The following is a 20,085-nucleotide window of genomic DNA, read 5'->3' as shown; positions in this document are numbered from 1 at the left end:
AATATCAGGTTTACGGTGTTATTTAGTAAAGAAGTAAATCTATATGGATTTAATCTATTATATCTAAATAATGGCAGTTACATCTGCCGGAGTAATAAAAAGGTCTGAGACCTCGAACACAGCCGATTATGATTATAAAACATTTTACAGACAACGACTTATATAAGTTTTCTGTAATGCTAGCTATTCAAAAACTGTATCCACGTTCGTATGTAAGATACGAATTTATAAATAGAGGTCATACCGAATTTCCGGAAGGTTTTGCTGAACGTCTTAAAGAAGAGGTTGTAGCAATGACAAAGCTGAAAATGACCAAAGAGGAAAAGCGATACATCGAAAGACGTTGTTATTTCTTCGATCCGGCATTTATAGACTTTCTCGAAGGATATCAATACAATCCGGATGAAGTTCTTATAACTCAAGAAGGTGGTGATTTGAAAGTCTCTATTGAAGGCTATTGGTATCGTACCGTTCTTTGGGAAGTGCCGCTTATGGCAATGATCTCGGAATTGTATTTTATAATGACGGGGCAGGCTCCGCAGGGTGTAAAGGAAAAGACTGTGGAGAAAGCCAAAGGATTGGTCGCAATGAAAGCCGATTATTCGGATTTTGGTACACGTCGTCGTTTCTCATTCGATGTACACGATGAAGTGGTAGGAGCCCTTCGTGAAAATTCGGGAGAGTACTTCAAAGGAACAAGCAATGTATATCTGGCGATGAAACACAATACTACACCTATCGGTACTATGCCGCACGAATGGTTTATGTATCACGGTGCATTGTTCGGTTATCGAGCTGCAAACATAAAGGCACTCGAAGCTTGGGTAGAGGTGTTTCAAGGAAGCTTAGGGATTACATTGACCGATACGTATACTACGGACTCTTTTTTCAAATCATTTAGCTTGAAACAGGCTAAACTATTCGATGGAGTACGTTGCGATAGCGGTGATGTTATTGAATTTACAGAAAAGGCAATTCAATTTTATAAAGAAAACAGGATTGATCCTGCATCTAAAACCATAGTGTATAGTGATTCGCTAAATCTGGAAGAAGTAAAACGAATCAAAGACTTTGTGGGAGACCGTGTCCACGATACATATGGAATAGGTACTTATTTTACCAATGATGTAGGTGTAAAGCCTTTGAATATCGTGATTAAATTATCAGCTATAAAAGCGAACCCTAAAGGAGAGTTTCTTCAAGCAGTGAAGCTTTCGGATGTTATGGGTAAAAATACGGGTAACGAAAGAGAAATTGAAATCTGTAAATTAACACTGGGAATAGATTGAAATGAAAAAGATAAGTTTAATTGTATTATTACTAATTACCACATTAATGATGACTGCACAACAAAAAGCATTGGTTATAATAGACATACAGAATGATTATTTTACGGGAGGAAATATGCCTCTAATAGGAAGTGACGAAGCGGTCTTAAACGCCAAATCGGTATTGGAGCAATTTCGAAAAGAAGGATTGCCGGTTATACATATACAACATATCTCGGATCGTCCGGGTTCTACATTTTTTGTGCCTGGTACACAAGGTGTAGAGATTCATTCGGAAGTAGCTCCTCTGAGTAGCGAGAAAGTAATTACAAAGCATTTTCCCAATAGCTTTAGAGAAACTGAGCTTCAGGCTTATTTGAAGGAACAGGGTATATCGGATCTTGTTATTTGTGGGATGATGACAAGTATGTGTGTTGATGCAACTACACGTGCAGCCAAAGATTTTGGTTACAACTGTACGGTAATAGGTGATGCGTGTGCAGCTCCTAATTTACAGCTTAATGGAAAAACTATTCCTGGCGAGAATGTGCACGAAGCTTTTTTAGCAGCATTAAGCTATTTTTATGCTACGGTCGTGAATGCTGAAGACTATTTGAATAACTAGGATTTTAAATGATATAAAAAAGAGCCATAGGAATTCCTAGGGCTCTTTTTTGTATTATTCAAATTTAAAGAACTTTGTCTACTATTACAGTTTCTGTGTCATTACCCCATTGGTCAACAACAGACATCGTGAACCCTTGGTTATTCTGACCAACGATAGTACCCGTAAATCTGGTTATCTTATTCGGATACACTTTCAATTGAGGAGTGATCAAAATTGTGTTGGATGGGTTACCATTCTGAGGATTAAGATGAATATAAAGAAATGGAGTAGAATATCTGAAATTCTCTGCACTAAAATTAGTAGCAGTTTGCATACAATAGAATACAATCGGATTGTTTTCATTGTGAGCTGAAAATAAGCTTCTACTAAGCGTCAATTGATCAAACGGGTTAGGTTGGTCTAAGTCCGATAATCTGAAGATTGAGGCATCAATATTTGTCATTCTCATATTGCTTGGTGCTATATCAGCCCAATTACTACTTATTGTATAAGTTTTCATAACCGGAGTTGCAGATGTTATACTTGCCGGAAGGCTGTTAAGGTCTTTTATTACAATCTCGACTTTACCTACTACCCTTTGTAGGGTAACATTGGCGTTAACACTTTGGCTGACAACTTCTATATTAGTTGTTCCGTAAAACTCTGTAGGACTGGTTAAGTCGGAGGTATTTAAATATGAATTTTTTAATATGGTCTTACCGGTTTCCTCGTAAGTCTTCACCTCGGCATTTGTTCTACCCGAGGCGAATACAGCAATCAGGTATTTACCCGGTTGTAAATCTAAACTGATAGCGGATACCGGAGTGCTGCCAACTTCGACATTGTCTTTCAAAACTAACTCTTCATTACCCGAAGTAATACCGTCTCCAGTCTTGTAAACAGCATATATTACTTTCTTTATGGTCGGGTCAGTTTCAGTTGTACTTCTGGTGTAATTGTTTGCGTCATTAATATTCGTTATATTAAGTACTACTTTTTGCTTATTTATTAATGAGGGAGTTTCCGTTAAGACACTGTTATCATCTTTGCTGCATGAAGACAACATACCTAAAGATATAATGGAAAATATGAAGAATATTTTTTTCATAATCGGATGTTTTATATTTTATAAGAATCTACTTAAAAATTGGTGTTGGCTGTTTCTCCCCATGTATTGTTTACAACAACTGAGAGTTCGCTGTCTCTGAAAAGTTGTCCTTTAATAATTACCTGCTCATTTGGTTTTACAACAAGTCCTCTTTTGATGCAAGTCATAAAGACAATATTCGGATTCATTGCATTTGGGTCATTTATAAAAGTAGGTTCAGTAAGTAGCAACTCCGGATTCTCAAGGAGAATAATATTTTGATATTCAGCTTTGTTTGTTGTAACTCCCTGTAGATATAAATCATACCGGGCATTCGAGAAAGGTTTAGGACCAGCTTGATAATCTATATTTATCGTCTGAGGTAAGTAAAAATCAAAGGGGTTATCTTCACCAATCGTAATAAATCGACTTCTGTTAATGCAAGCATAATTAGTTGACATGGCTGTCGCACTCTGTCCTCGGAAGATAGAGGCTCCACTATTTGTTGCAATATAACCAGGAGCAAAATAAGTGAAATCATACTGAGATTCGTTACCTGCTAACACAAGTATTGGTACGATCGTTTGTACATTATTTGGAGCTTTATCAAGATCTGATATTGCCAGTGTAATTTTACCGATAGGTCTTTTTAATTCAATATTTTTCTGGATATCAGCGCTTGCTACTTCAATATCAACCGAACCATGAAATTGATTTGGGTTTGTTAAGTTCTCAATAGCAATTGCATCAATATAGTCGGCTCCTGTCAGACCTCCGGGGTTAGCTGGAATTTTGTTTGCAACAATAGGTTTTTCAGATGCAAAAATTCCGATCGTGTAATTACCTTTTCTTAATTTGAGTTTCAGAGGAGAGGTTATAGCGGCTCCTTCTAATGTTTTTTCTTCAACTACCTGATTGATAGGTACAGCTTTATTTAAAATAACGTAGCGAAGATATTTAACCTCGCTCTCAGCCAGAGTTGATCTTGTTGACATCTCTGAAACCTCGGAAGTAAAATTACTGATATTAAATGTTACCTCATAGAATTCATCTACTGATGTATTAGGCAGATCATCACTATTGCATGAATAGCTTAAAAGCACAAGAGTGCTTAATATCCCCAAAAAGAGTGTTTTTTTCATAATTAGTTATGTTTGTGATTACAAACATAATAAAATAAAGATGTAACTATACTTCTTTGGTTAAAAAGTATTTACATTTTTTGATATAAAAGTGTTAATTCGTGTGCTGGTGCCTGTTTTTAATGGTTAAATATTTATTTAAATCTTTTATCGACCTCAATATCATCTAAAATTGAAATGATCAGCTTTCCATCAGGTGTATATTTATGTGATGGTGATGCTAATAAGCGGTTTACGATATCGCTTGTTTCATCATTCGTCAACCTATGTCCATATGGAATTGCTGCTGCATAGGCCAGAGATAATGCTAATGCTTCCTGTATCTCTTCTTTTACATCGCTTCCGGTTTCGATACTTTTAGAAACCATATTGTGGATAAGTTCAACCGAATTTATCTTGTCTATTTCCGAAGGCACACCGTTTATAGCATACGAGTTATTACCCAGATTACTGAGATCGAAACCCACAGCTTCAATATCATCGAGCAAGTAGGGGATCATAGCGGCTTCTGACGATGAGAATTCTACAATCTCAGGAAATAATGTCCGTTGAGAAATTCCTCTTTTGAGCTTTATATTTTGGAGGAACTGATCGAATAATATGCGCACGTGTGCTCTACGCTGATCAATCATCATTAATCCTGATTTTACTGATGTCAGGATATACTTATTTTTGTATTGATAGTGTAATGAGGCTGGGTTTTCTTCAAATAGGTCAGAATCTGATGATCGTATTTCGATGGCTTCTCTAACTTCTGAACTTTCTATATTGGTATCAGTTTCGAACCCTTTGTATAAACTTTCCCAATCGAAGTTAGGACGCTGATAGCTGCTACTACCAGAGCTTTGTCCTCCTGATGATGATTTAAAAGGATTGTATGCAGGGTTTACATTTATCTGTGGACGGGTAGCATTGGTATTCGGATTATGTATAGGTATGTCAATGGCATCTAATGTATCAAAATCAATAGTAGGTACTTCATTAAACTTGCCTAAAGCCTCTTTTACAGTTGCTGCAAGTATTTGCCAGATGGGTTGCTCGTTTTCAAACTTAATTTCGGTCTTGGTCGGATGTATATTGACATCAATTGTATCAGGACTAACTTCTATATAAATGAAGAAATTAGGATTTTCTCCGACCGGAATCAATGGTGCAAATGCAGATGTGATAGCTTTAGCAAAATAAGGATGTCTCATATATCTGCCATTTACAAAGAAGTATTGTTGAGCACGGGCTTTTCGAGCCGATTCGGGCTTACCTACAAAACCGTATATCTTAGCGATGGTAGTTTCTATTTCTATCGAAATCAGTTGTTGATTGAAGCTTTTTCCAATCACACTTATAATACGTTGCTTAAGGTTGGAAGCCGGATATTTGATAACTTCTATATCATTCTCGATAAACGAAAATTCAATTTCAGAATTTACCATCGCAACCCTCTCTAGTTCGGTAAGTATATTTTTACGTTCGGTTTCATTCGATTTTAAAAATTTCCGGCGTGCAGGTACATTAAAGAAGATATTTTTAATAGCAAAATTACTACCATCGGCACAAGCTATTTCTTCCTGTTTTTCAACAGCAGATCCTGCAATAACCAGATGTGTACCCACTTGATCTTCTTTGCGTTTTGTCTTTAGCTCAACATGTGCTACTGCCGCAATAGACGGTAAAGCTTCTCCACGAAATCCCATCGTGCGAAGAGCGAACAGATCTTCTGCAGTACGAATCTTGGATGTGGCATGTCTTTCAAAGGCAAGTCGAGCGTCAGTGGCAGACATACCTTTTCCATTATCTATTACCTGTATAAGTGTGCGTCCGGCATCTTTTATTATAAGTTGAATGCTGGTTGCCCCTGCATCAATAGAATTCTCGAGAAGCTCTTTGACTATAGATGCCGGGCGTTGTACAACTTCACCCGCTGCTATCTGGTTAGCTATTGAATCGGGTAGTAAATGTATAATATCATTCATTGCTTTAGTCGTTGAGTTAGCTTTGTTTCGTTACATATTACACAGTTTATAACATGATTATAGTCTGTGTCGGAAACATACCTTTACTAAAAGGTAAAGTCAGTTTGGAGAGCCTATTCGACAGTCTCGACCGCCGGTTTATTGGATCGTCGTTTGCCGGGGCTGTTTCCTCCTTTTCTTTTAACCTTCCTGAATACATCATCCCTATCAAGAGGGCGTATATAATCGAGCCATTCAAAATCCCGGAGTTTACCTTGATCGGGTTTCAAATCCGAAAGAGGGATCATTTTTCCTGTGGATTGAGGCCAGAGCTTTAGTTTTTCTATTTTCTTATCTTTGAAATCAATAGACAGATAACCACTTTCTGTCTGATTCATTCCCATCATCGACTTGTCTTTCTCTTCAGGATAGAATATCGATTCGGCGTTACCTTCAACCAATATGTGTTTAATCTGCTTATCTTCGAAGAAGGCTTTTAGGCTTCGTCCTTTGAGTTGATTGAAATGTGTGGAATCTTTCTGTTCTATCGAAAAAGCATTAGGTCTTATATGGGCTCTGTCAATTGTACTGTCATTGAAAAAGATACTAATGGAATCTCCTGATATCTGATTTGTTTCATTCCATAGAACCGGATTTTTGTACATGTACAGAATAGAATCTTTGGTTTTAAATACCAGCGAATCGCATACACCCTGCAAGTCGGTACGATAGAAACGAACATTGTAATAACCCTTAATCTCTCTATATACCGAATCGGTAATAAGTTTAAGAGTATCGGCATGCAGAAAAAGGCTGTCAGGCTGAGAATATTCAATGGCACGAGCCGAGTCGGTAGCCATAGCATAGTTGGTAATTTCGTTATAAAAACCATAATTGCCCGTCAGTATAATCTTTTTGATAGTATCCTGTAAAAACATATTACCGAATATTTCTCCATAACCTTCTTTTTTATGGTACGATATGGAATCTCCTATAAGAGTTCTGTTTCCTTCTTTGTTTACAATTCTCGATTGGTCTAACAATAATGATTGCTCGGTATTAGTGTCATACCATCCTTTTGTTGAATATATAATAGCACTGTCAGATTCTATTCGGGTAGGTCCTAATATGGTAGCAACTTTATTATTGGTATTGTATAAGAGAGTATCGGTAAACATTACAAATTTAGGATTAGTAAGTTTTACACTGTCTCTAAATAAAGCAAGCTGTTTCGACGGCTCATATTGTCCCCAGTATGACGTTAGCTCATTGAGAGAGTCTACAAGCATTCCTCCATCAAAGTAGTATCCTATATTATTGAGCCTGTCGTAATCGAGGCTGTCGGTGAACAAGGTTACATCACGATTTACTAATCGTACATTATTTCTAACTTTTAGCAGTTGGGTATTTCCATCGTATTGCAGGTAACTGCCATACAGAAAGAGTGTATCTCCTTGTTCGACACGTACCGTACCGAATGCTTCAAACTGATTGGTCGCTTCGTCGAGATAGGCACTGTCACAATACATAAAGGCACCATCGTGATACAAGACTACGCTGTCTATTAATATCTGAGGATCGAATCCAATACGTTTATCGAGAGTTAATGCTTTTATTAATTGTATAACTTTCTTATTACCTGCCGATGCGGCTGTTTGAGGACCAATCGGGTGCTGGGGCTTTTTCTGTTGTACCAAAGCCTGAGCCGAAACATATATAATAAGCAGGCACAAAATAGCTGCTATGTGCATTTTGCGCCTGTTTCTTGGAGAATTCTTTATATCGTTATTCATCTTTCAGGTGATTGCTATAAGAAGATTATACTTTTTGTAGCAAAGATGTAAATTAAGGTCTCGAACCTTTTTATTATAATTTGAGTAATGTAAGATATTAATGCTGTACTTTTTAATAAAAGACTTAGGCTCTCATTAAGAATTAGATTTTATTTAATCCAGCCTTCGTGTTGGAAATCACAATTTTTCCAATCATCATTAATTCTCACATAGGTAGTTTTTATTTTTTCTTGTACCCATTTTTTTAGAACATCTTCTCTTTTCTTTCCTTCAACAATCGATTTCATTACCTGATAGTCATCCGAAAGGTTGGCTTTGTGAGCATTTATTCTTTCTTTTAATCTTACAATAGCAACTACTTCTTTACCGCTGCTATTAAGCATCGTGAAGGGTTGAGAAATATCTCCGACAGCCATTTTATCTACAACTTTGGCTACCTCCTGAGGTAGATCTTTCATCTCGAAATGAGCTGTACCTGAATAATTACTGTATTCACTTTTATTTAGCATAAGCCCCTTGTTGTTACGAGAATCTTTATCTGCCGAAATATGGGTTGCTGCCTCTTCGAATGTAAACTTATTAGCTTTTAAGTCAACTAATAAAGAATCCATGCGTACAGTTGTTTTTTTTAACTCTTCCGTCGGAACTTTAGGTTTAAGCAAAATATGTCGTGTATTTATACGATCACCTCTTTTTTCGATAAGCTGTATGATATGGAAACCATATTCAGATTCTACTATATTAGAGACTTTTGTTGGGTCATTCAGCATAAATGCAGCATTAGCATACTCAGGAACAAGTTGAGTTCGAGGCATAAAACCAAGTTCTCCTCCTCGTTTCGCAGATTCTATGTCCTCAGAGTAGAGTAATGCCAGTGTTGAAAAGCTCGATTCCTTTTTATTGATACGATCCGTAAAATCTCTTAAGCGATTTTTAACTGCATCTATCTCTGTAATAGGTATAGTAGGATTCATGGTGATGATTTCTACTTCTACTGTCGTATTTATAAAAGGCAAACTGTCTTGTGACAATTGTGTGTAATAGTTTCTGATCTCGGAAGGAGTCAGCTTTATATTACCTACAATTTTTCTTTGAACCTCAGTCACAATTTCGTTATCACGAACTTGTTCCCTCCATTCTTCACGAAGCTGATTGATCGATTTACCCAGATATTCTTCGAGTTTTTCTTGCGACCCCAAAGAAGCTATGGCATTATTTATACGTCTGTCGACAGTTCTTGATACGACATTGTTACCAACATCAATACTGTCTACCTTTGCTTGGTGTAGAAATAGTTTCTGAACGGCTAATTGTTCGGGGATTATACAATATGGATCACCATCAAAATGCTCTTTTTCAAGTTGCATCTGTAATTTTACTCCCTCTACATCTGATTTAAGAAGAGCTTCATCTCCGATTACCCAAACCACTTGATCAATAACATTGTCTTGTGCCTTCAAATTAAATGAAATAAAGCTTAATAAGCTAAAAAAAAGTACTGCTTTCTTTAAAACGGTCATCCTTGTATATTATTAAAAGAGGCGTAAATATAGCAATAATAGGTTGAAGTTATATTTCGAATATATTAAAAGAAGTTATAAGCCTTTGCCTGCTTATTATTTCTTTGGTTTTTCTTCCTTTTTCTGGTAGAATTTTATCTCATTATTGTCTGTCGCCTTCTTATATAAATCGGTTTCGATTTGTTTTAAGAAAGATTCGCGATGCTTGTTGATTAAAATATCCGTTATTTGAGGTTTTGCATATTCGTAAGGAGCCGTAGTTCCCGATGGAGCATACTCTTCGATATGCAAAAGATAGACGTATAACGAATCTTGTGTCTCGAAGTTTTTATTTGCCTTTACAAACTGGTCAACATTAGTTATAGGAGTTGGTATGTTTGTTACAATATCATCGAAATTGACCCAACGGTCATAAAAGTAATCGTAGATAACGGCATTCTGGAAAGAAGCTTTTTCGATTTTCTCTTTAGATGCTTCCGAAGTCGATTGGTACCACTGCCTGAAATTGTTGACTTCATTGGATGAACGTGGTATCTTTAAAAATAGTCCTTTGATTAGGTTAGACTCTAACTCAAAACTTTCCGGATGTTGATCATAATATTCTTTGAGGTCTTTATCTGATATTTTTTTTGATAATTCCTCTTTAAGAAGTTGTTCCAGATAAGTAAATACGGTAAGGGACTGACGATAGTTTTCGACCAATTCGTTTATCTTGTCTTGATCTGTTACGTTTTGTTTAGCTTTTTCGTAAATCAATTCGTCATTAATCCACATTTTGATATACGCCTCTGCTGCCGCTGTACTATCTGCCGAACTTAATCCTTCGGGAATCGCAGTTTCTATATCGGATTGGTATAATGTTTTTTGGTTTACCGACACTATAGGGTTGTTAGCTTTATCCGGATTTGCTTCTTTCTTAGAGGAACAGGCAGCAAATATGGAGAGCGTAATCGATGCCGTAAGTATAATATAGTATGATATCTTTTTTCTCTGTTTAATCATTTTGCTGTTTTTAGAAATATAAATATAGAATTTTATATTAAGTGAAAGGTCTTAGACCTATTTATTGATCATTCGTATATGTTGAAAAAGTAGGAGTTACTCTACCCATTTAGCTACAATGAAACGATGAAAAAACTGTTGCTTTATTTCAAGCTGTTGAGAACATCATCGTTTATTTCTACCTTATACTTTTTGCGAAGAGATTCTATCCATTCCTTTTCTAAGATAGTTTGATATTCCGAAATTACTTGTCCCTTTACATCCTCGAAGGTTTCAGGGCTATTGATCAATTTTCCTGAAACTACAAATTGAGGATATCCTATGATTTCTCTGTTATTTTTGATCTTGAATATTTTTCTGTCGATAAAACCATTTTCACCTTTTCCCCAAAGACCCTTTTCTATATAAATATTTTTTATTGAATCGGAGTTTAGTTGTTGAGTCAAAATTGGCCCCAAAGCATCCTGATCAGGATACTTCTTGATTAATTCCTTTACCTTTTTAAGAGTGTTCTTATCTTTAGCATGTATAACATATCCTTTATACTTGAGTGATTCCCATTGGTATTTCGAAGGATTTTCAGCAAACAAGTCTTGTAGAGCTTTTGTGTCGTTTTGGGCTTTAGTCCATATTTCCTGATTCATGACATCGAATAATAGAATCCCGTCATAATACTCTGTGGTCAAGTGATGAAACTCCGGATATCTTTCATCTAAACTTGCTTTCTGCACCTCTTGTTGTTTCCGAAGGATAAAGTCATTCACTTTATGAGATAAAATATCTGTTGACAAAGTAAAGTTCGTATTTGGGTTTTCAGCTAAAAAATCCACAAAATCCATAACCTTATACTCTTTGTTGCCTATAGATAGTAGAGGCAGGTCGTCCAGAGGTGTTATTTTTTCGAAATAACTAGAATCTGCTATATGATAGGTGCTGGCAATAGCTTCTAACTGATTATATACGGATGTATTTAAGTTATAAGGAAACTCCTTTACTAATTTTTCTCTCTTTAGCTTTTTGATTAACTCATTTCTGTCATCTTGAGAAATAGCCTTGATTATTTGTTCCTTCAAGTTTTCCCAAGGTAGCTGGTAGCTTTTGTTGACTATTTTAAAGATATGAAAACCATAGTCCATTTCTAAAGGCTGAGATATTTCTCCTTCTCTCAGACTGAAAAGAGGCTCTTCAAATACCGGAGGTAAAGGATTGCTGATTCCAAACCATCCCAAGGCCCCCCCTCTTGAGGCAGTTTGCTGATCTAAAGAATATTGTGCTGCAGTTTGAGCGAAGTTAGCTCCTGACAGCAATTCTTCGTATATTTTTTGCGCTTGACTGCGAACACTGTCTTTTTGAGCTGTGTCGGAGTCTTCATATGGATAAGGAAAGAAAATATGGGATAAATTAATTTGGCCTAAATCCTGACGTCTGTTAAATACCTTTATGAGGTAATAACCTTTATTGGTTCTTACCGGTTGCGATATTGAATCCAGTTCAGTTGTATACATCGCCTCTTCGACTTTCGGATCGAGCATTAAAGCTGTTTTCCAACCGAGATATCCCGGTATGCTAGATTTTCTGCTTACGCTGTCCTCCGAAAACTTGACTACTAGTTCTTCAAATTTCTCATCGTTTCCTTTTATGGCTGATTCTCTTATGGATACGATTTTTTTGTATGCCTCAAGTGTATCTTTAGGGAAGACATCTTCTGTGGGTAATGCAATGAAAAGTTGGCTGATTTGTATATTTTGACCTAATCTGTCATATATTTTTCGAGCAACTATCTCGGGAGAAATACTATCTGTTATGTATGGACTTTGTGATTGTTCTAGATATCTGGAATATTCTGTTTTGAATATTTCGTCCTGGTCTAATTGCAATGATTTAGCCTCTTCTACTTTTAATTTAAGATCAATAAACGATCGAAGAAATTGATCAATCGATTGACTCTCTGATGAAGTTGTATTATTTGCCTTTTTATAGGCATATTCGAAATCAGATTTAGTGATTTTTTCACCATTGATTTTCATCAATATTGGATCAGATTGTCCGTATGTAATACAGCAAGACAAGCTGAGAAGGAGTGTAGCGAAACATTTAACTGTATTCATAAATTAGTTCAGATAAAAATTAAGAGTAGTAATTTTTTTTGTAACAAGATTATTCAATAATAATATAAAGGTCAGAGACCTCAGATTAAACTTTTATCCAAAGACAAAGATATTAAGATTTTCTGAGAATTATTCGAGCATTGACATATAAGCTATTACAATGAATCTTAATTTTTAACAAATAGGAAAGTTATTATAAAATACTAAATTTGTAAAAATCTAAAGTTGCTTCTGTTTTTTATAAATAAAAGAGGTCAACGACCTTACTCTTTTGAGAAATGAATAAGAATATACTACGGCTTGCCATTCCCAATATAATATCCAATATAACAGTACCTCTTCTAAGTATGGTAGATATGTCTATTGTTGGACATCTGAGCCTCGAAGTATATATTGGAGCAATTGCAACAGTAAGTATCATCTTTAATTTTATGTACTGGAGTTTCTCTTTTCTTAGAATGGGTACCAGTGGCTTTACTGCTCAGGCATATGGAGCCGAAAATAATAAAGAAACCGCTACAGTTTTACTGCGTTCTTTGCTTATTGCTTTGATTGCAGGGCTATTGATTATCATGTTTCAGAATATAATATTCGACCTGGCTTTTAAGGTAATTAAAGCTAGTAGTGATGTGCGGTTGTATGCCGGTTATTATTTTCATATCTATGTCTGGGCAGCGCCGGCGGTATTGGGTATGTATGCTTTCTCAGGCTGGTTTGTTGGCATGCAGGATGCCCGCACGCCTATGTATATTGCCATAGCTGTTAATATAATCAATATTAGTTTAAGTCTGGTTTTTGTATATGTTTTGAATATGAATATCGAAGGTGTTGCTTTGGCTTCAACTATTGCTCAAATTATGGGTTTTGTGATTGCATTTACTATTTGGTACTTCAAATATAAGGTGGTAAGACTGAATTTAGATTTCGATAGATTAAATAATATTGCTGCCTTCATTCCTTTTTTTAGAGTTAATTCCGATATTTTTTTACGAACAATGCTGCTTATAGCTGTTACTACTTTTTTTACATCATCATCTGCTAAAATGGGGAATACGACTTTGGCTGCAAATGCACTGTTAATGCAGATGTTCACCTTGTTTTCATATATCATGGATGGCTTTGCTTATTCTGCGGAAGCATTAACTGGCAGGTTTATTGGAGCTAAAAGGCATGACGTGTTAAGCAAGTTAATTAGATATCTTTTTCTTTGGGGGGCTATACTTACTGTTTTCTTTACCTGTATGTATGGACTTTTTACGGATCAGATATTGCAATTGCTGACCAACAAGGTGGATGTGATTGCCGCTTGTAAAGAATATCAGATATGGGTATTGTTGATTCCTATCGCAGGCTTTTCTGCTTTTCTCTGGGATGGAATATTTATTGGAGCTACAGCATCCAAGCAAATGCGAAATTCGATGTTTGTAGCTGCTGCCTGCTTTTTTGTGATCTATTATTCTTTATATAGTAGCTGGGGGAATAATGCTCTTTGGTTTGCCTTTATTATTTATCTGGGTATGCGTGGTATAATGCAGGCCTTTCTGTATCGAAAAATAAAAGCCTCATTTTAGGATCAGAATTCTCTATACTTAATCAAAATTCACAGGTGGAATTTTACTCATCAAGCTAAGTATTTTAGCTTTTCGTTTGAGCATATAATTAGAGGGTTTTGCGGAATTGAATCTTTTGGGATTAGGTAGTGTTGCTGCTATCAACGCACATTCTCCGGCAGTAAGTTTACTTGCCGATTTATTAAAATGCTTTTGAGCTACAGCTTCCGCTCCATATATGTTTTCTCCCATTTCTATAGAGTTCAGATAAACCTCCATAATACGCTTCTTACCCCATAGTAACTCTATCAACACTGTGTAATAAGCCTCCAATCCTTTTCTGATATACGATTTACCATGCCATAAGAAAGCATTCTTTGCGGTCTGCTGGGTAATTGTACTTGCTCCCCGTACCCGTTTCCCTTTTTCAGCTTCATTCTGAGCCTTTTCTATTTGATTGAAATCGAATCCGGAGTGATCCATAAATAAATTATCTTCGGAAGCAACAACTGCTGAAGGCAAATATTTCGAAATTTCTTCAAGTGGTACCCAAGTATGCTCACAGTCAATTTTTCCTTCCGTAAATAACTGAGCAATATTATTAGTTACCATATAAGGTGTATAATATATGGGAACGAATTTAAATATCAGCACCTGTAGAATGCTGCATACGAAAAGACATATAATGATATTGCGGACCCATTTCCAGAATTTCTTCATTGAGGCTTAATCTTTTAAGTGATTAAAGTATTTACTGATACATTTTAAAAATCAGAGCTGTCTGTTGTTTTAGCACTAGCCAAAGTAATAAATAGTTCAGAGAACCCATTCAGGTGCAAAAGTAGTAAATAATCATCTATTTGTATCGTCCTTTATCTGGTTTGTAAATGAGAAAAGGATAGTATCAGTAGTTCACTGATACCATCCTTTCGTTATTGTAAGATTTAATTATATCTTTAAAATACCACTTGGAATTGAGCGTATACAACGTTAGAATTACGTGCTGCCCATTTATTTGAGTAATCAGAATAAGTGTAATTGAGCTGCACCCGGCATTGTTGGTAGAAATAATAATTAGCACCGATAGTGTAATCAATTACTTCTGCATTAGTATCCTTATTTTTATTGAAGTAGTCTACTTTACCTGTTACATTTACTTTCTTTGGAACCACATTGTAAAGAACTGTTCCGTAAAGCCCTTCTTTTTTAATGCCTCCGTCATTTCCATGAAGCCACTCCGAACGTGCATAAAATCTGTCACCTCTATACTCAGCACTTAATGCCCAACGGTCTCTGACATGAGTGGCTACAGGTGCTATTTCTTTGTCCAAAGTATAAGTTGCAGAGCCAAAGTAGACGCTACCTCCAAAACGGAAACCTTTTATGGGTTGTAAAAGTACTTGTGCGGAGAAGTCTTTGTAATTATCTTTTTCAGGAGAAGATATACCGGACCCTTGAAACACACCGATACCATATTCGAGCAAGTTATAACCTTTCATTTTGATTAAACTACCCGAGGCGTTGATACCTATATCACGTCCTCCATTATTTCTTCCATTCTGTAGCTTCATAACATCATCAGCCATACTTGCTAGGCTGGAGATTGATCTTGTATTATATACAGTCTCTAATTGAGTCAGTGAAAATTGGTTTTCGATAGTAAAAGGCACTTTCATCTGTCCTAACTTTAAATTGAGAGCAGCAGATGGAGCCCATATACCATAGAGTTCGTGTACAAGAGGATTGGCAAAATCGAATAAAACGGTGTAGCCAATATTATTATTAAGCTTTCCGTTCATACTTATGAAAACAAGTCGGGGGGTTAGATCATGTTTCACGTTCGAAACATCACTGTATTTATACATCAATAATGCATAGCCTCCAAAATTTACATAAGGACTATTAAAAGCTTCCCTGATTTTATGGGGAATCAATTCTGTTTCTTTTTTTTGAGTTTTTGGTTGATTTTTTAGCATTATCTCGTCAGCTTCCTGTTGAGTTAATACTTGTTTCTCTACTAGTTTTCGAAGTAAGGTTGTGTCTGAATCCTGACCATACATGGTCATAACTGACAAAAGTAAAAAGGAGATGATGAATAGTTTTTTCATGATCATGGTGTATAAAATGAATAAGTGTGCGAATGTACAAAAATACGAAGATCTTTTTTTATCGATAGTGTATAAATAGAATCTATTTTTTGCTTTTGATGTTAAAATTGAAGATACTTTCGTCTGTACATCAAATAATACGCAATATTTAAAAGAATATTGTAAACAATAGAGTGGGATGTAAGTGAAATTAAAATTTAACCTATTTAGCAAAAGAGGCAATTTTTAGGTTGTCGGATAAAAGTAGGGCAAAAGAGAATATAATAAAGCTTTAGATTTATCTATGGATGAAGAAAGATATAACCTCAACATATATAAACAGGGCAGGAATAGAAAAAATAACGCTGTCTATACGATCAAGAATACCTCCATGTCCCGGAAGTATATTTCCCGAGTCTTTTACATTGAGAGTTCTTTTGAAAAGAGATTCTACTAAATCGCCTAGTGTTCCGAAAATAATCATCACAATAGCAAAACCAATCCATCCCCAAAGCGGAAGCTGAGTAAAATAGTTCGCAAAAATAACCGATGCGGCAATTGTGAATGCTGCACCTCCAATAAAGCCTTCCCACGATTTTTTTGGAGAGATTCGCTCAAACATCCGATGCTTTCCGAACAAAGATCCTGTGAGATAAGCAAAGGAATCATTGACCCATATAAAAACAAATAGAGCAAGCAGAAATGCATAATGGTATGACCTACTATCCATATCATAACCAAAAGCAAGATAGCTGAGCAATGATAATGGAATTGCTAGATATATTTGTCCCAATACGGCATATGCCAATGATTGAATCGGGTTAGTTCCTTTTAAAAACAGTTCGGAGATAAATAATGCAAGTATATAGATTCCATAAGGAACCAGAGTAATAAGTTGCTTATCGGGAGAAGAGAAGAAGAAGTATCCACCAATAAAAAGAGATAGACCTCCTAATGTATTTAAGACCCGATTTAACTCTGCATTCTTTGTCTTACAAAGTAGTCCATAGAATTCGTACAAGGCTAAGGTGGTAATCAGTGAAAATACGATCAGATAAGAGTATTGATTATATAAAATTCCCGCCATTAAGACAGCTATAAATACGATACCTGTGGCAATTCGGAGTCCAAGATTCTTTATATTCAACACTTATTTGATAGTTTTTATGATATGTAATAAAATTACAATACTAATATTATGTTATGCTTTTAACTATGGCACTTAGTATACTCTGAGAGTAAGCTATGAAATAACCCTGTTTTTATGCATTATGACTGCAAATATAATAAAAAAGGTATAGCTCGTGAAAACTATACCTTTTTTGTTTATTTTTAAAAAGTTACTCTGACTGATCTTCTTCGGCAACTAATCCTGTAGAAGAACCTATTTCGGTTAACTTTGCTTCTTGTTCTTGTTTCTCTTTTTCCTCGGCTTTAGCCGTATTACGCTCCACTTCTTTTTGGATTTCCTCGGAACGAGATATCCATGGTCGTGTTCCGAAGATATCTTTCAGATCGGTAGCAAATATGACCTCTTTTTCGAGTAATAAATCAGCCAGCTTATTGTGGCCTTCAGTATGTTCTCTAAGGAGTTGCTTGGCTCTTTCATACTGAGAATTGATCATCGCCTGTACTTCTTTGTCAATAAGTAACGATGTCTCTTCACTGTATGGCTTGGTAAATCCATATCCTTGCCCTGAAGAATCATAATAGCAGATGTTAGGAAGTGCATCACTCATGCCCATGTATGAAATCATAGCATAAGCCTGTTTGGTAACACGTTCCAAATCATTCATTGCTCCCGAAGATATATGTCCGATGAAGACTTCTTCTGCAGCACGTCCGCCTAACAAAGCACACAATTCGTCCAGCATTTGCTCTTTCGTCGTGATTTGTCTTTCCTCCGGTAGATACCATGCTGCACCGAGTGCTTTACCTCGTGGTACAATGGTAACTTTTACCAACGGATCGGCATGCTCAAGGAACCAGCTTAGCGTTGCGTGACCAGCTTCGTGAATAGCTATTGTTCTTCTCTCATTAAGAGTTGTTATCTTACTTTTCTTTTCAAGTCCTCCAACTATACGGTCGATAGCACTTGTGAAATCGCCTTCTGTTACTACCTTTTTACCGTTACGGGCAGCTATTAACGCAGCTTCGTTACAGACATTGGCAATATCAGCTCCCGAAAAACCGGGTGTTTGGCGTGAAAGGAAATCCAGATCAACCGAATCGTCTATTTTAATAGGACGAAGGTGAACTTTAAAGATTTGCTTTCTATCATTAATATCCGGTAGATCTACATAAATCTGACGGTCGAAACGACCTGCACGAAGCAACGCTTTATCTAGAATGTCAGCACGGTTGGTTGCAGCAAGTACTATAACTCCACTGTTAGTACCAAAGCCATCCATTTCTGTTAGCAATTGATTCAATGTGTTTTCGCGCTCGTCATTAGATCCCATATTTGGGTTCTTTCCTCTGGCACGACCTATAGCGTCAATCTCATCAATAAAGATGATACAAGGTGCTTTTTCTTTAGCTTGCTTAAACAAGTCTCTTACTCGAGATGCTCCGACTCCCACAAACATTTCCACAAAGTCAGATCCTGACATTGAGAAGAAAGGTACGTCAGCTTCACCTGCTACAGCTTTAGCTAATAAAGTTTTACCTGTTCCCGGAGGGCCTACTAGTAGGGCTCCTTTAGGTATTTTTGCACCGATTTCGGTATATTTTGTCGGGTTTCTAAGGAATTCAACCATCTCTTCAAGTTCTTCCTTAGCTCCGGCTAATCCGGCTACATCTTTAAATGTCGTTTTGGCATCGGGTGAACCTTTGTCATATAGTTGAGCTTTCGATTTTCCGACGCTGAATACTCCGCCACCTCCGCCGGAACCACCTCCCGACATACGGCGCATAATATATATCCAAAGTCCGATAAGTAGAACAAAAGGCAATAATCCTACGAGAATATCCGTAAAATCACTTCCTGTTTCATAGCTCACATCAATCTTATACGGATTGTTGGCTATGACTTTATCATAAAAATCAGAAAATTTGTCAGCCGAAGGAATACTAACTATGATAGAAGGATTTTTGCCCATTTTGGCAGCTCCTTCCTGAAAGATATACTGTGCCGAATCGGGGCGTATATAGGCTTGCAGTGAATTCTTTTTATTGAATACTACAATTTTTTCTACATAGTTCTTTTCTGTGTATTTTTGAAAGTCAGACCATCCGACTTCTTTCACTACAGCATCTTGTGAGAAGAAGTATATCCCAATTATAGACGCTAAAGCAATGATATATATCCAGTAGCTCGAAACGGGAATTTTAGGTCCTTTTCCACCTTTCTGAAGTAAATTTTTATTATCTTTTTTTTCCATACAGTAAAATCAGGAACTGACTAATTGTTTAGATTTTTTTTAATGCTATGTTCCGTGTATTGAATAACATCTAAAAAAAGTGATTGTTCATTCTTGGAATTTAGTCTATGTCGGGAATCCGTTCAATTTTGGCATCAGCCCACAGGTGTTCCAAATCATAAAAGTCTCTAAGTTCCGGTATAAATACATGAACAATAACTGTGCCATAATCAATACCTACCCATCTGGCTTCTTTCAAGCCGTCAGTAGTAATAGGTCTGTCTTGTATTTTCTTTTTGATACTATTTACTATTTCGTCCGAAATGGCAGAAACCTGCATCGGAGTATTTCCGTCGCAAATAACAAAATATTTACAAATAGCACCGGGGAGTTCCGAAAGGTCGATAGTTACTATGTTTTTAGCTTTTTTATCCTGACAAGCAGCAATTATGTGATTAACTAAGTTTTTTACGTCATTCATTATTTGAGGATCAATTGTTTTTAAGTTTAATACTACTATCTCAAGTGCAACAATACTAATCTGTTATGCTGAAGATAATAATGTAAGAGGCTCGATACCTTATTGGATACAAATATAGCTGTTTTTTTT

15 protein-coding genes are annotated in these 20,085 nt (G+C 36.2%); 3 read left to right on the top strand and 12 right to left on the bottom strand.

Annotation, left to right across the window (positions count from 1 at the left end; translation table 11 throughout):
- The first annotated feature begins 128 nt into the window (after positions 1-128).
- Positions 129-1,289, top strand: a complete 1,161-nt coding sequence (gene pncB, locus G7050_RS04455) for a nicotinate phosphoribosyltransferase (protein WP_166111777.1) — start codon at positions 129-131, stop codon at positions 1,287-1,289.
- Between the two features lies 1 nt (position 1,290).
- Positions 1,291-1,893 (top strand): cysteine hydrolase family protein, encoded by a 603-nt coding sequence (locus G7050_RS04450; protein ID WP_166111774.1) that lies wholly within the window; start codon positions 1,291-1,293, stop codon positions 1,891-1,893.
- 64 nt (positions 1,894-1,957) lie between these two features.
- Here the strand turns inward: G7050_RS04450 and G7050_RS04445 are convergent, their stop codons facing one another.
- The 7 genes from G7050_RS04445 to G7050_RS04415 form a co-directional block, all read right to left on the bottom strand.
- Positions 1,958-2,983, bottom strand: a complete 1,026-nt coding sequence (locus G7050_RS04445) for a hypothetical protein (RefSeq protein WP_166111771.1) — start codon at positions 2,981-2,983, stop codon at positions 1,958-1,960.
- A gap of 32 nt (positions 2,984-3,015) precedes the next feature.
- Complete coding sequence (locus G7050_RS04440; protein WP_166111768.1) at positions 3,016-4,104, bottom strand: hypothetical protein; 1,089 nt, start codon at positions 4,102-4,104, stop codon at positions 3,016-3,018.
- Between the two features lie 134 nt (positions 4,105-4,238).
- The gene (gene mutL / locus G7050_RS04435; protein ID WP_166111765.1) at positions 4,239-6,074 is read right to left on the bottom strand and encodes a DNA mismatch repair endonuclease MutL; all 1,836 of its coding nucleotides are present in this window, start codon (positions 6,072-6,074) and stop codon (positions 4,239-4,241) included.
- A 113-nt stretch (positions 6,075-6,187) separates the two neighbouring features.
- The gene (locus G7050_RS04430; protein ID WP_166111762.1) at positions 6,188-7,846 is read right to left on the bottom strand and encodes an OstA-like protein; all 1,659 of its coding nucleotides are present in this window, start codon (positions 7,844-7,846) and stop codon (positions 6,188-6,190) included.
- A 149-nt stretch (positions 7,847-7,995) separates the two neighbouring features.
- Positions 7,996-9,366, bottom strand: coding sequence for a peptidylprolyl isomerase (locus G7050_RS04425; RefSeq protein ID WP_166111759.1), 1,371 nt, complete (start codon positions 9,364-9,366; stop codon positions 7,996-7,998).
- Between the two features lie 96 nt (positions 9,367-9,462).
- Entirely contained in the window at positions 9,463-10,368 is a 906-nt protein-coding gene (locus tag G7050_RS04420) for a peptidyl-prolyl cis-trans isomerase (protein ID WP_166111756.1), read from the bottom strand.
- A gap of 143 nt (positions 10,369-10,511) precedes the next feature.
- A complete protein-coding gene (locus G7050_RS04415) occupies positions 10,512-12,476 on the bottom strand; it encodes a peptidylprolyl isomerase (RefSeq protein WP_166111753.1) in 1,965 nt (654 codons plus the stop codon).
- Positions 12,477-12,754: 278 nt separating this feature from the next.
- Here G7050_RS04415 and G7050_RS04410 point away from each other — a divergent pair, with 278 nt between their 5' ends.
- On the top strand, positions 12,755-14,047 hold the full coding sequence (locus G7050_RS04410; RefSeq protein WP_166111750.1) for an MATE family efflux transporter: 1,293 nt from the start codon (positions 12,755-12,757) through the stop codon (positions 14,045-14,047).
- An 18-nt stretch (positions 14,048-14,065) separates the two neighbouring features.
- Here the strand turns inward: G7050_RS04410 and mtgA are convergent, their stop codons facing one another.
- The 5 genes from mtgA to rsfS form a co-directional block, all read right to left on the bottom strand.
- Entirely contained in the window at positions 14,066-14,746 is a 681-nt protein-coding gene (gene mtgA / locus G7050_RS04405; RefSeq protein WP_166111747.1) for a monofunctional biosynthetic peptidoglycan transglycosylase, read from the bottom strand.
- Positions 14,747-14,982: 236 nt separating this feature from the next.
- Positions 14,983-16,134: a porin gene (locus G7050_RS04400; RefSeq protein ID WP_166111744.1), complete on the bottom strand. Its 1,152-nt coding sequence runs from the start codon at positions 16,132-16,134 to the stop codon at positions 14,983-14,985.
- A gap of 277 nt (positions 16,135-16,411) precedes the next feature.
- Entirely contained in the window at positions 16,412-17,263 is an 852-nt protein-coding gene (locus tag G7050_RS04395) for a phosphatidate cytidylyltransferase (RefSeq protein ID WP_255493317.1), read from the bottom strand.
- A 190-nt stretch (positions 17,264-17,453) separates the two neighbouring features.
- Positions 17,454-19,496, bottom strand: a complete 2,043-nt coding sequence (gene ftsH / locus G7050_RS04390; protein WP_166111741.1) for an ATP-dependent zinc metalloprotease FtsH — start codon at positions 19,494-19,496, stop codon at positions 17,454-17,456.
- 100 nt (positions 19,497-19,596) lie between these two features.
- Complete coding sequence (rsfS, locus tag G7050_RS04385) at positions 19,597-19,956, bottom strand: ribosome silencing factor (RefSeq protein ID WP_166111738.1); 360 nt, start codon at positions 19,954-19,956, stop codon at positions 19,597-19,599.
- Between the last annotated feature and the right edge of the window lie 129 nt (positions 19,957-20,085).

The sequence above is a fragment of the Dysgonomonas sp. HDW5A genome, assembly GCF_011299555.1.
Lineage (GTDB): Bacteria > Bacteroidota > Bacteroidia > Bacteroidales > Dysgonomonadaceae > Dysgonomonas_A.
This window is presented reverse-complemented; position numbering and strand designations above follow the sequence as displayed.

What these genes read in the sequence shown, in the direction of transcription:
- mutL (WP_166111765.1), bottom strand. Translation starts at nt 6,074, where the DNA reads ATGAATGATATTATACATTTACTACCCGATTCAATAGCTAACCAGATA.
- G7050_RS04450 (WP_166111774.1), top strand. Translation starts at nt 1,291, where the DNA reads ATGAAAAAGATAAGTTTAATTGTATTATTACTAATTACCACATTAATG.
- mtgA (WP_166111747.1), bottom strand. Translation starts at nt 14,746, where the DNA reads ATGAAGAAATTCTGGAAATGGGTCCGCAATATCATTATATGTCTTTTC.
- G7050_RS04410 (WP_166111750.1), top strand. Translation starts at nt 12,755, where the DNA reads ATGAATAAGAATATACTACGGCTTGCCATTCCCAATATAATATCCAAT.
- rsfS (WP_166111738.1), bottom strand. Translation starts at nt 19,956, where the DNA reads ATGAATGACGTAAAAAACTTAGTTAATCACATAATTGCTGCTTGTCAG.
- G7050_RS04425 (WP_166111759.1), bottom strand. Translation starts at nt 9,366, where the DNA reads ATGACCGTTTTAAAGAAAGCAGTACTTTTTTTTAGCTTATTAAGCTTT.
- G7050_RS04420 (WP_166111756.1), bottom strand. Translation starts at nt 10,368, where the DNA reads ATGATTAAACAGAGAAAAAAGATATCATACTATATTATACTTACGGCA.
- pncB (WP_166111777.1), top strand. Translation starts at nt 129, where the DNA reads ATGATTATAAAACATTTTACAGACAACGACTTATATAAGTTTTCTGTA.
- G7050_RS04415 (WP_166111753.1), bottom strand. Translation starts at nt 12,476, where the DNA reads ATGAATACAGTTAAATGTTTCGCTACACTCCTTCTCAGCTTGTCTTGC.
- ftsH (WP_166111741.1), bottom strand. Translation starts at nt 19,496, where the DNA reads ATGGAAAAAAAAGATAATAAAAATTTACTTCAGAAAGGTGGAAAAGGA.
- G7050_RS04445 (WP_166111771.1), bottom strand. Translation starts at nt 2,983, where the DNA reads ATGAAAAAAATATTCTTCATATTTTCCATTATATCTTTAGGTATGTTG.
- G7050_RS04400 (WP_166111744.1), bottom strand. Translation starts at nt 16,134, where the DNA reads ATGAAAAAACTATTCATCATCTCCTTTTTACTTTTGTCAGTTATGACC.
- G7050_RS04440 (WP_166111768.1), bottom strand. Translation starts at nt 4,104, where the DNA reads ATGAAAAAAACACTCTTTTTGGGGATATTAAGCACTCTTGTGCTTTTA.
- G7050_RS04430 (WP_166111762.1), bottom strand. Translation starts at nt 7,846, where the DNA reads ATGAATAACGATATAAAGAATTCTCCAAGAAACAGGCGCAAAATGCAC.